The 11,819-nt window shown below is 68.9% G+C and carries 10 protein-coding genes; 7 read left to right on the forward strand and 3 right to left on the reverse strand.

Features of this window, described 5'->3' with window-relative positions:
* Positions 1-435 precede the first annotated feature (435 nt).
* Complete coding sequence (locus ACWGH0_RS08260) at positions 436-1,902, forward strand: NAD(P)/FAD-dependent oxidoreductase (protein ID WP_453403347.1); 1,467 nt, start codon at positions 436-438, stop codon at positions 1,900-1,902.
* Positions 1,903-2,037: 135 nt separating this feature from the next.
* Here ACWGH0_RS08260 and ACWGH0_RS08265 read toward each other — a convergent pair whose 3' ends face one another.
* On the reverse strand, positions 2,038-3,252 hold the full coding sequence (locus tag ACWGH0_RS08265) for a ferric iron reductase (protein WP_453403348.1): 1,215 nt from the start codon (positions 3,250-3,252) through the stop codon (positions 2,038-2,040).
* Between the two features lie 413 nt (positions 3,253-3,665).
* Between ACWGH0_RS08265 and ACWGH0_RS08270 the strand changes: the two genes are divergently transcribed.
* From ACWGH0_RS08270 to ACWGH0_RS08290, 5 genes are all read left to right on the forward strand, one after another.
* Entirely contained in the window at positions 3,666-4,304 is a 639-nt protein-coding gene (locus tag ACWGH0_RS08270; protein WP_453403349.1) for a polysaccharide deacetylase family protein, read from the forward strand.
* A gap of 152 nt (positions 4,305-4,456) precedes the next feature.
* Complete coding sequence (locus ACWGH0_RS08275) at positions 4,457-4,714, forward strand: hypothetical protein (RefSeq protein ID WP_453403350.1); 258 nt, start codon at positions 4,457-4,459, stop codon at positions 4,712-4,714.
* A 447-nt stretch (positions 4,715-5,161) separates the two neighbouring features.
* Positions 5,162-5,392 carry a hypothetical protein gene (locus ACWGH0_RS08280; protein WP_453403351.1) on the forward strand — a complete coding sequence of 77 codons (231 nt, stop codon included), beginning with the start codon at positions 5,162-5,164 and terminating at the stop codon, positions 5,390-5,392.
* A gap of 214 nt (positions 5,393-5,606) precedes the next feature.
* Positions 5,607-6,797, forward strand: a complete 1,191-nt coding sequence (locus tag ACWGH0_RS08285; RefSeq protein WP_453403352.1) for a lipase family protein — start codon at positions 5,607-5,609, stop codon at positions 6,795-6,797.
* A 723-nt stretch (positions 6,798-7,520) separates the two neighbouring features.
* A complete protein-coding gene (locus tag ACWGH0_RS08290; RefSeq protein WP_453403353.1) occupies positions 7,521-7,913 on the forward strand; it encodes a hypothetical protein in 393 nt (130 codons plus the stop codon).
* An 874-nt stretch (positions 7,914-8,787) separates the two neighbouring features.
* Here ACWGH0_RS08290 and ACWGH0_RS08295 read toward each other — a convergent pair.
* Together ACWGH0_RS08295 and ACWGH0_RS08300 are read right to left on the reverse strand one after the other, a co-directional pair.
* Positions 8,788-10,140, reverse strand: coding sequence for a hypothetical protein (locus ACWGH0_RS08295; protein ID WP_453403354.1), 1,353 nt, complete (start codon positions 10,138-10,140; stop codon positions 8,788-8,790).
* 208 nt (positions 10,141-10,348) lie between these two features.
* Entirely contained in the window at positions 10,349-11,065 is a 717-nt protein-coding gene (locus tag ACWGH0_RS08300) for a hypothetical protein (protein WP_453403355.1), read from the reverse strand.
* A 344-nt stretch (positions 11,066-11,409) separates the two neighbouring features.
* Here ACWGH0_RS08300 and ACWGH0_RS08305 point away from each other — a divergent pair, with 344 nt between their 5' ends.
* The gene (locus ACWGH0_RS08305; protein ID WP_453403356.1) at positions 11,410-11,628 is read left to right on the forward strand and encodes a hypothetical protein; all 219 of its coding nucleotides are present in this window, start codon (positions 11,410-11,412) and stop codon (positions 11,626-11,628) included.
* The last annotated feature ends 191 nt before the right edge of the window (positions 11,629-11,819 follow it).

An 11,819-nucleotide genomic window follows, 5' to 3' on the forward strand; every position in this document is an offset into this window, starting at 1 on the left:
CGACTCACACGCCACGGTCGACCAGGTCATCGGCGTCCTCATCGCGGTCCAGCACGCTCCGCCGGCCGGCGGGTTCGGGTGCTGCGCGAGGTCTCCGAGCACACCGACATCGAACTGCGCATGGTCGCTGAAACGGTGGTTGCCTGGGCACTGGGGAGGCGCTGCCGCAGGCGGTGGCCCCTGCTTGGCCTGGCCGTGCAGGCGCAGCTGACGACCCCGTGACCCGGATCAGAGGTGGGCATATCACCGAGGGCTGCTCCTGGCGGCATGTGCGGTTGGCGTCGGTGGGAGTGATCCAGCACGCATGCGGGCAGGTCCTTCGGCGAAGGACGCCGCGATCATGGCCGATGAGGGGCGGAACTCCGGATTGGGCTTCCGAGGTCAGGGCAGGCGCTGGCCGGCATCGCGGACATCCGAAGGAACGGAGCAGTGGTCATGGCGGTGCAGGGCGCGGACGTGCTGGTGATCGGCGCTGGGGTGGTGGGTCGTTCGATCGCGTTCGCGATCGCTTCCGCGGATCCGACTGTGCGGGTGGTGTTGGCCGGCGACACCGGTGGTGGGGCAGCGTCTGGTGCGGCGGGTGCCATGCTCGGCGCCCTGGGTGAGGTCACTGCCCAGGGCGCACGAACTCGGCACGGACGGTTACGCACCGAGCTCGCGGTCACCGCGGCCAGACGTTGGCCGCTGTGGCGGGAGCAGGTACGCGCCCGCGCGGGTACCGGCGCCCCGCCAGCGGACGGGTACGGCAGGGGTACGTTCGTCGCCCTGAACGCCGTTTCCTCACATCTGGACGACGCTGCCTTCACCGCGATCGCCCAGGCCGCAGCGGAGCACAAGCTGGGCTGCCAGGAAACCGACCCTGCGGACATCCCCGGCTACCATCCGCTGGACAACGACCGTGCCCTGCGCGCCTGGTACCTCCCCGAGGAAGGCTTCCTCGACGCCCGGGCCTGGCTGGCCACCCTGGACGCCGCCCTGGAAACCCTGCCGAACGTCATCCGCACACCGGCCGGCACGCTCACCGCCCCACCCGCCCGCGGCTACCACCTGGCCACGCCCGCCGGCGTATTCCGGGCCCCGCGCACGGTGGTGGCGGCCGGCGCGTGGACCACCCCGATCCTGCAGGCCCTCGATCCGCACCTGCCCGTCGTACCCATCCTGGCCGCGGCCGGCACCGCCCTCACCGTACAAGGACAGCAGCCGCTGACGGCTGTGATCCGAACCCCCAACCGGGCATACGCCTGCGGCCTGCACGCCGTTCCCCAGGCAGACGGATCCCACTACATCGGCGCCAGCGCCCAACCCCGCCTGACCCCCAACTGCCACCCGACAGCCGGGTCCCTGCGCTTCCTCCTCGACAGCGCGCTCAGCCAGCTCAACCACCACCTGACCACAGCCGCCGTTGTCCAGACCCACCACGGCAATAGGCCCATCGCTCTGGACGGGCACCCGGTCATCGGCCCCACCCCCAAGGACGGCCTGTGGGTGGCCTCGGGCACGCACCGCGACGGCCTCCACGCCTCACCCCTCATCGCCGCCGCGATGGCCGACGCCCTCCTGTCCTGCGCAAGCACGGCCACCGCGCTTCCCGGACCGTTCGCAGCGTTCGCCCCGATCCGTACGCTGATCGCGGACCTCACCTGCGAGGAAGCGGCCACCGAAGCCGCCGCCCACCACGGCGCACTGGCGGCCGAAGCCCGGATGCGCCCCCCTCTGACCGGAGCCTGGCCGCAAAACCTCACCGACGCCTACAAGGATTTGATCGACCGCGCCTACGCAGCCATGCCCGACGGATACATCCCGCCGCCCGACCTCGCTCCCCTCGCCTACGAGGAAAGCGGGCCGGCTCTCGCTCAACTGGCCGCCGCTCACCTGGACCGCCACGCCGCCCATTCCAGGTAGAAAACCGCAGATTCCCCATCGTCGCTCTGGGGCGAGTGACGCAGGGGCCGCCGTACTGATTCGGCGGCCGGTGCGGCAGTGCGAGTAGGGTTCGTCGCCTCGGTAGAGGGGTCCTGTAGATTGTTGACGCAGGAGTCATCTCCATCGCGGCGGGTGACCGGTGTCGACCAGTTGGAAGTGGTCGCCGGTGTAGAAGGCGTCGCCGTAGTAGTGGACGGTGGGCGGGAGCAGGCCCTCTTCCATGCCGGAGTTCCTGAACGTGTGCCGCGCGGCTTCGTGGAGGTCCGCGGGCGTGACGCCGAGACGTTCGTGCGCGAGGGCGGCCAGGTGGTCCAGGGCATGGCCCATGAAGCTGTCGTAGGTGAGGCTGAAGACTACGGCTGCGGCGAAGGGCACGTCACGGGAGATCACAGAGGCGGGCGGCAGCGGCCCGGGCAGGCCCTTGCGGTTGCGGATTTGCGGGTCGGTGTGGATTTCGCAGTCCCGGTAGAGGATCTCCAAGCTCCGGCCGTTACGTGTGAAGGACACCAGGGTGTTCTGGCCGTGCAGCTCCAGCGCGCACCCGGTCGCCAGCAGCGTCCGTGTCCACAGGCGGACCATGGGGCGCACAATGCGTTCGGTGATGTAGTCCCCGGCTGCTTCTCCCGCAGCGGCCACCAGCTGCTCGAGCAGTGACCGGTCGCCCGGAGCGTGCAGGTCCTGACCGTAGAGGGCGAACAGCGGCACGGTGAACCGCTCCGGGGTTGCCGACAGCACGGGCGGCTCGCGCACAACAAAGCCCCAGGCCTCGCTCCCGGAGCCGAAGACTCCCGCGCACACGTCGGTCAGGAGCGGAACGCCCGCCACGGCGAGTTGCTCGGCCACCCACAGCTGCAGTTCGAGCTCCTCCCGGCGCTGCTGGCGGGTGAATCGCGAGAGCCGCCGGGGGTAATGAAGCTTCAGCAGGTGCCCGCCGGCCGGCTGACCGCCCACCGCCAGTACCGACACAGTGCGGGTGTTCGCCAGGGGCACTACCTCAAGGCGCGGGCCCGCCTCACAGCCCAGCAGTTCGGTGCGCCCGGCGAGGCCTTCGAAGGACAACGTGTCCGGGTGCACGGGCAGTACCAGGTGCCCTGTGGCGTGATAGAAGGCGGGGAGCGTCGAGACAATGTCGTTGGTGAGCAGCTCGCCATGCCCGTCGGGCACCAGGAAACTGGGCAGGGTAAAGGAGCCGGCGCCCCGCTGTGGGTGGCAGGCCGCGGAGACGTCCGCGTCATTGGCGAACCTGCTGTAGGCGCGTGTCCCCTCTCCGAGATACCGCTCCGCATAGTGCCAGACCCGCACCGGATCGTCTAAGTCCTCAAGCCTCACGATGGCATCGTAGGGGCGCCTGCGAAGGCACACCGTGCCGACGGCGGAATTTGAGCGCCGGCCTGGGCCAGCCGGCACCAGGCGTCTTTCAGTGCCACAGGGGTGCGCTTCAGCGCCCGACCGTGTCACTTCACAGGTGAATGCGTTGGGCCGGTATGAACCGCTTTACTTCCGCGGCCCCGCGGCCCCTGCCCGCTGCGCGGGGCACGCTCGCAGAATCAGGCGTCCGGGGTGCCCGCAGGTCGAGGACCATCAGCAGCCTGTCAGCAGCCGTTGCTGCCGCTGTCCTAGCGGTGGTGACGATGGCCGTCCCAGTGAGCGGCCACACCGCCACCCCATCGCGTTCTCCCGTCACGAGCCTCGGAAGGAATTCCAGTGCGGTCCCGACACCCGCGCGCGCAGATCCGGGCCCGGTGGGGAAGCTCTTCGGCGCGAAGATCCGGCGCATCCCCACCACACGCCGCGTGGTCGCGCTGACGTTCAACGCGGCGTGGGACACCACTGGGGTGGCCACGGCCTTGAACGTGCTGCGCAGGCACAAGGCGCCGGCCACGTTCTTCTTGACCGGGCAGTACGCCGAACGCCATCCGATGGCGGCACGAGCGATGGCGGCGGAACACGGGATCGGCAACCACTCCTACAGCCACCCGCAGTTCGACGGCCTCACTCGCTGGGAAGTGGAAGAGGAAGTTCTGCGGGCGGACCGGGCGATCCGTCAGGCCACTGGGGTGGTACCGCTGCCGTTCTTCCGTTTCCCTTACAGCGCCACCACCCCGCAAGGGATCGCGGACGTAAACGCACTGGGCTTCGCGGACATCGAGTTCACCGCTGATACCAAGGGCTACCTCGGAACCGCAGGCGGCATGACCATGAGGAAGACCGTCAACCGGGCCCTGGACGCCCTGACGCCCGGGGCGATCTTGCAGATGCACGTCGGCACCCCCGACGGGCATGGATCAGCCCTCGACGTTCAGGCCCTTTCGCAGATCATCAACGGCATCCACGCCCGCGGGTACCAGATCACCGACCTGCGCATCCTTCTCAACGGCTGAAGGGCAGCGCGGGCAACTGCCCGAGACCAGGACAGGCGCTACGCGAGAACCCCAGGCGAACGTGTGTCCACAGCCTCAAATCCGCGCCTGAAGCCAGGCTTCAGCTCATCGAGCTCGAACGGGCGGCGTAGACAACTGCCCGTGCCGTTGAGATGAAGCCCCCTGGCTTCGTCCAGCGCCACCCCTGCCCCCTCCAAGGCCTTCCCGCGGCTGCACGTCGTCCTGGCAGCAAGGCCGAGCACCTGCTCGACAACCGCCGCCAGGCGCTCACCGCCGCCGTCCAGGGCATCACCATCGCGGTGCGGGTGAACACCCTGCCCCGACTGCAGCGCGGCCAGCCCTGGTATGAGATCGGCGTCGACGACCCGAACCGGCGCCGCGCCCGCTGCCCTGGGCCCACCGGCCGCTGACCGCCACGCCGCCTGGTGGGCAAGCCCAAGGGGAGCCTGGGCAAGCCGCCCCGACCAGCGGCTTGCCCAGGCTGGCTCGAGCCCGCCAGCAGGGCCGCGTCGGTTACGTTCCCCATGCGGGCTTCTCGGCAAGTCCGTTGCCGGCCGAGGACCGGTCACCGGCTCGGTCGGGAGTTGCACGAGTCGGTCACGGCGCTGACCTGCTGACGCTTGGCCGCCCGCGGCGAGAGGGCCGATGCCTGAGACAGCGCGAGGCACTGTGCCCGCGTCGGCACACCTTCCGCACGACTTCCCGAACGCTCGAACGGCTGCGAGTCGGCGCCCCCCGCCCGGACCACGACCAAGTGGTCCGACTGTCCCCGTAGCACAGGATGCGCGTCGTACCAAGCTGGTGCCAAGACGACTCCAGGGTCGTGACCTGGGCCGTTGTTCGTCGTTGCATCGGACATGAAGAAGATCGTTACTGCCGCCGCGCTGGCCCTTGCCGGTGCGGGTCTCGCCTCGCCGGCGCACGCTGACAACGGATCCGACTTCGGTGGTGGCGTCGCCGCCAACGCCTGGAACTTCACGGCCGCTGCCGTGTGCCTGCAGGAAGTTGCGGTCGTGCCCGTTCTTGGCGACTGGACGGGTGACCACGCCAGGAACTGCTCCATCGGCAACGTCATCGACGGGAAGTAGCGCAGCCCCCGGAGCCTCCTCCCCGAAGCCTTCTCCCGGAGACCTCTGCTTCCGCACCGCTGACCGCCCGCCTCTCAACGGCGGCTGAGCACCGCTGCCGAAAGCCGGCTGCGCCACCTGCTCCAGATCTCAACTCGCCGCTACGTAGCGGATCGTCCTGTTTCCTGACTGAGGAGCCCTTGTGTTTTGTCGTCGCCCCCTGAGCGGGCGTGCTGTGGCAGCGTTCACCGCCGCGGCCTGCGCAACGCTCACCGTGCACGTGTCCTCCGGCGATGCGGCCGCCGATCAGCTGCGTACGCGCGGGCAGCAGCCGCGTGTCCTGGCTGCCAAGAACGGTGACGTGCTCAGCTCGGAGCCGGGTGCCTTCTACCTGGATGCACTCAAGGTGTTCAAGGCCGATGCGAGCGTGCATCGGATCATGTACCGCACGACCGACCGGGCCGGGAAGGCCATCGCCGTCACCGGCACCGTGCTGAACCCAAAAGTGTCCCCTCACGGCCAGCGCCCGATCGTCGCCTTCGCCCCCGGCACCCAGGGCCTGGCGGACAAGTGCGCCCCCTCGCGTCAGATGGCCGAAGGTACCGAGTACGAGGCGCTGCCCATCAAGAAGCTCCTCGACCAGGGCTATGCCGTGGTGGTGACGGACTACCAGGGGCTGGGCACACCCGGCGTCCACACGTACATGACCCGTGAGGCGCAGGGCCGCGCCGTCCTGGACTCTCTCCGCGCGGCGCAGCGCCTGGACGCCGTAGACCTCCCGGACGCCGGTCCAGTCGCGCTGTACGGCTACTCCCAGGGCGGCGGCGCCACCGCGTCCGCCGCCGAACTGGCCCCCACCTACGCGCCCGAGCTGGAGATCAAGGGCGCCGTCGTCGGAGCCCCGCCCGCGGACATGAACAAGGTGGCCGAGAGCATGGACGGCTCCGCCTACGGGGCGTTCTTCAACTACGCGCTCTCGGGCCTTGCCACCGCGTACGGCATCGACATCGACCCGTACCTCAACGCCCACGGCAAGCGCGTGACGAGCGACCTGCGGGACAACCTGTGCACGACCCAGGCTCTCGCCAAGTACCCCTTCTTGAACTCGCGTTTCCTGACCGTAGACGGGCGCCCGCTCACCGAGCGCCTCACGCGCGCCCCGTGGGACAAGATCGTGGCCGAGCAGCAGCTCGGCAAGCGCAAGCCCGCGGTGCCGGTCCTGCTCTCCCACAGCGCCCTGGACGACGTCATCCCCCAGAAGGTCGGCAAGAACCTGGCCGCCGACTGGTGCAGCCGGGGCGCGGTGGTGAAGTTCGTCGGCAACCACATCCCCGGCCACATCGCCGCGACCGAGGGTGCCGGCGCCGCGGGCCTGCCCTGGCTCGCGGACCGCTTCAAAAACAGGACCGCACCAAGTACCTGCTGACCCGGGCGACCCCCCTGCGCCTCCATCCGCAGACCCTGCGGATGGAGCCAGGGCGATGGAGCCCTTCATGTCGCTGTTCGCCGCGCGCCTGCGCCCACCACCCCAAGCCACCCGCTGATACCTTCCGGCACGATGCGGTTGGGCGCGCATGGTGCCTCTCGCCGAAGCCTGGGACGCCGGGGCCGGGGCCTGGTCGGCGAAGGAGCGGGAAGCGTAGGCGAACGACCTCGGGTACGACCGGGCCCTGATCGCGGTCACTGCTCGCTCCAATCGGTCCAAGGTCGGCCGGGACCCGGCGACGTGGCTGCCGCCGCAGGAGGCGTACCGCTGCCAGTACCTGAGCGATTGGGTGGCGGTGAAGATGCGGTGGCAGCTCACGGTGGACGACGCGGGACGCCGCGCACTCACTGACGGTTTGGCCGGGTGCCCGAACGCACCGGTGAAGGTGACGCTCGCCCGGTAGCCCCCGCGGCCGCCATGCCGGGATGCTGACATCGGGTCATGGGACTCTCGAGCTGCGTCGGGTGAAGCGGGGGAGTGTCTGCTCCGGCCTGTGCATCCGGCGTGCGCTGGCGGAGCGGGCGGCCGCTGGTGAGCTGCGGCACCCACCCAACTGGTGGTTTAACCGTAACGCTATGTAAGTAGATCAACGCATAGCGTAGTTGTTGTTCCATTCAGCGGTGCCGCGTCCCACGGTGGGTGCGGCTGAGAAGGGACACACCTATGCGTACTCGAATCATCGCCTTCGTCGCCGCGATCGCGGCGTCCGTGACGTTTATGACGGGCACTGCCTCGGCGGCCCCGGCGGACCTGAACGCCCCCTACGCCCGGGCAGCCGCCAAGGTCGGCGGTGACGGAACGCTCCTGGCGACCAAGAACGTCGCGTCAGCGGCGCGGCTCAACGGCCAGTCTGCGGGCTACTACTGCGTGCAGGTGTCCGACCCGACCATCAACCTGCGCGATGCGGCCGTCCTCGCCACGGTCAACAACTTCCGCGCCACGATCACCGCCATCCCGAACAGCAACTGCAACGGCCTGACCCGCACCATCACGGTCGTGACGTCCGACTACAACAACAACCTCAGGGACGTCCCCTTCACCGTCGCCGTCCTGTAACGGACAACGCGTCTGCCGCCCCGCTCTCGCGTATGCCAGGCCCCAACGAATGCCGGGGGAGGGGCGACAGGTCGACGCGCGACCACAACACCGGTCCCCGGGCTGCAAAAGGCCCGGGGACCGGCACGCGAAACGCTGACGGATCGTCCCCGGCTCTGCCCGCTCTGCCCGGCTGGTCCGCCGGCGGCACGCCCAAACCGAGGAACGGGACGATCCGACGCAGGTCGGCCCACAGGCCATCGGCCGCTGCGAGCACCGCTCGTAAGCCATACCGGTTGCCGCTGTCGTGAGGCGGAGGCAGCGTGGACGACGGTGACGTGGCGGCGAGGCCCAGACGTGGCTGGTTGTACGTCGCTGGCAGTGGCTGCTGCACGGCCGGCGCCCGGACTCCATTTCAACAGGGTTGGCGCGGGCGGCGCTGCCCGGCGGGCGTGGCTCCGTCTGGTTGGAAGCGGGTTCTCGTTCGCTACCGTGCGGCCGCCCTGCGAGCGAGGGCTGGAGGGTGCGGGCAGTGGTCACCGGGCAGTCAGCTCCTGAGGCCCGGCCGCACGGAACGCGAACTGCCGTTCTGGCGACAACCCCGACGCCGTCGCGCTACCGGAGTCAGTCCGGGATCAGTCCCTCATCACCCGGGCATGGCGCGGACCTCATCCATATCCGCCATCGGCCGCAGGGAGGTCAGCTCGCTCGGCTCCACGCTGTCTGCCGGTAGCGCGCGGGGGTGTCCGCGGGATGAGTGGGGGAGGGTTCATGGCGGTGCGCGGGTGCGGGCGCATGGGTGGCCGGAGGTGGACGGGGCCAATCTCCGCAAGCGTCAGTTCCTCTAGCTTGTTGTGGGGATCAGGGCTGCCATCTGGATCAGTGGAGCCCGCCGTCACACCCGGATATACCACCCACGTGCCACGAGCAGCCGTGCGAGCGGCACGTAGAACAGCGACAGCCACAACAGGGCCCACACCATGCTTGCCAGCGGCGCGGGCATCCAGGAGGCAAGGCCGACTTCGGCGCCGACGCTCCACACTGAACCCTCCTTGTCGTCGTGCCGGACAGGAATGTAATCCAGCGTACAGATGACGAGCTCGGACAGGACGTAGAAGAACAGCGGGTTGCGGCCGAGAGCCACCAGCGTGTCGCGCAACGGCATGATCGCCCGACGGACAGCGGCGGTCACGACCACGCGGGCCGACGATCGCCAGCTTGTGAAGTGCCTCCCCGCGCCGCCGGACCTGGCGCCGCCGACCGGGCTGTGAGGCACAGGCCACAGCCCGCCGTCGAACACCAGGAGGATCAAGCCAAAGCCAACAGTCATGATCCCGATGGTCACGAGGGCGTATGACGGCGTCCACAACTGCTTGCCGATCGGGATCATCAGGCCGATGGCGAGGCCGGCCCCGACGCACGTCGCGCCGACGGCGGCCAGCAGGGACGCACGCCTGCGGACGCCGTCCATCACTTCGTAACGCCGCTTGTTCCGGACAATGTCCATGCCGATGACCAGACCTGCCCAGCAGTTGACCACTGCGACCAGCGTCGACATGAGACCTTCTGGGTCGAACGTGCCGCCTTCGTAATTGTGCTCGACACCCCACACGCTCGTGTCGATGTAAGCCTGAAGTGAGCAGTTGGGTGTTAGCGCATGGGCATCGGCACATGCGGGCCACGGGCTGTGAAACGTGTACGTCGCCGCGATCCAGGCGGTGAGACACAGAAGGGGGAAGCCGCCCAGCAGAAACGCCCGGACCAGGAAGCGGACGACACGGGAGTGCGCGCCGGCGGGTGTCGGGACCTTGCCCCCGGAGGCTCCGGGGCGGCTGACGGGCAGCATCGACCAGGCGCATGTGACGTACAGTAGCGACACCACCAGGTACGCGACGGCCAGTCGCTGCAGCACGCCGACAAAGCGCAAGTGCTCCCATGTTCCGGGCAGGAAGGGAAACGCGTTGAGAAACATGCCGATCGCATACAGAAGGATGACTCGGCGCGCGATACGAAGAAGATGAGGCCGTCTTTCCGGTCCGGCTGGGCCGTATGCGGCTGGCGGGCGGAGAAATACCGACATGGACACCGGCACCGCCATACCCATGACGAACAGGAACCCGGGAAAGACCAAGTCGGCGACTGTCAGCCCGAACCCGTCCGCGTGCAGGAGGGCAGGAGCAGCGATCTCAGCCACCTGGCTGCCGATGAAGATGCGCAGTACTACGACGGCGCCGCGGGACGCGTCCAAGGCGTCGAGGCGCCGGCGGGCAGGTACTGCTTGCGCCCTCTCGGTGACCGGCTGCTCAGTCGAGGTGTCGGCGGCGGTCGGCAGGGGGAGGGGAACAGCCTCCGACGCCGGACCTGCATTCAGCCGACCCATGCACACCCCTGCCTCATGTCAGTGTTCACTCTTGTGTGGACCGTTCGACGTGTCTCTTGAGCTGCCGCAGCACGGATCAGCGCAGGGCTTTGGGCGAACTGGCCTTGATGGTGGCGCCTGTGGTGACGAAGTAGAAGTCCTCGTCCTCCATGTCGGCCCGGGTCTGTTCGCCGATGTACAGGTCCAGGTGCTTGGCGTTGTCGCAGCCGATGCTGCACAAGTCGTCGACGCGCCAGTGGGCGGATTTCACCCGCGTGCAGATCTTGTCGGATACTCCCGGACCGCAGTCGGTGACACGGATCTGAGTGCCTGGTGACAGGTGGTTGGCGGCGACGGACTGCCAGGGCGCCAAGGGGTTGTCGTGGGAGCCCACCGGGGGCTTACTGGTCGCGAAGTAGCAGTGCCGATCGAAGTCCCAGCCCAGATAGTCCCCGCGGGCGGTCTTGCCGAAGCCCTCCAGGCCGACGCGCTCCAGGTAGTCGGTGGGGAAGCTGTCCGGCAGGTTCTGGCCGGCGCAGACCTGGTCGCGGATGCTGCGCTGCGGGCCGCGGTAGTGCGCCTCATTGGGAGTGAAGTAGACGGTGAGGGTGTATCCGCTCTGGGGGTCCGCGTTCGCCTGCGGCAGGTCGATGGTGTTCAGCCGGTGATGCAGCCGCAGGCCGGCGTAGGTGAGGGCGGCGAGGGCCAGCAGGCAGCACGCCACACGTACCAGAATCCTGCCGCGCGTGGTGCGCGGGCGGTGTCCGGGTGGCGTGGGCGTGGTGGGTGGGGCGGTGTCCAGGTGTGCGGCCATGGATGGGGGCCTACTCCGTGCGGGCTAGTGAGGCAGGCGCAAGGGCCCGACGTGGCGTCATCTGTGCAACAGGGGTTGGGGCGCTGCTCAGCAACCCAGCGGCGAGTTCAGGAAGTCGGAGGGAAAGCCCCGCAGACGTCCGGGCCCGCGGCGCGGCCTGTGAGCCGCCCGCCTTCACCCTTGCGTGATCATTTGAACCATAGGGCATCGAAGTGAGTCAAATCGCTAAAGTGCGCCCGTTCGCTATATCGGGCGTCAATGCGCGTGTATACGGATCATTCCTGCGGGGGAATGTCAGCGCGTCACGGGAACCGCTCGCACACGATCTTCCTAGCATCCGGTGGGTGATCACCGAGCTTCTCCGCCCGCCGCGTCCCAAGCCCTCCCAGCCCGTGTTCGACGACCCACGCGGCCGCCGCCGCAGGATCGTCACCGCCGTGGGAGCGGTGGTGTGCTTCTTGTGCCTGTGTGTCCTTGCGTTGGGCGGCAGCGTGCTGTACGCCGCCCCCGAGGCACCGGCAACGAGCCCGGCCGAGGCCGTCGGTACGACCCACCGGCGATGAGGGCGATCTCACCCCGCGGGCACTGGTGGGTCCTGACCGGTGTCCTCACGGTGTTCCTTGCGGCCCTGTTCCTGGCCACCTCGGTCCTGCACGGCGACGGCGTGCCACACAGCGCCCAACACCATGAGCCCGACGGCCTCGTACCGCATTCCGTGACAGGCGGCGGACCCGTCGTCGACCCCCGAAGCGGG

Source organism: Streptomyces sp. NPDC054887 (assembly GCF_053610585.1).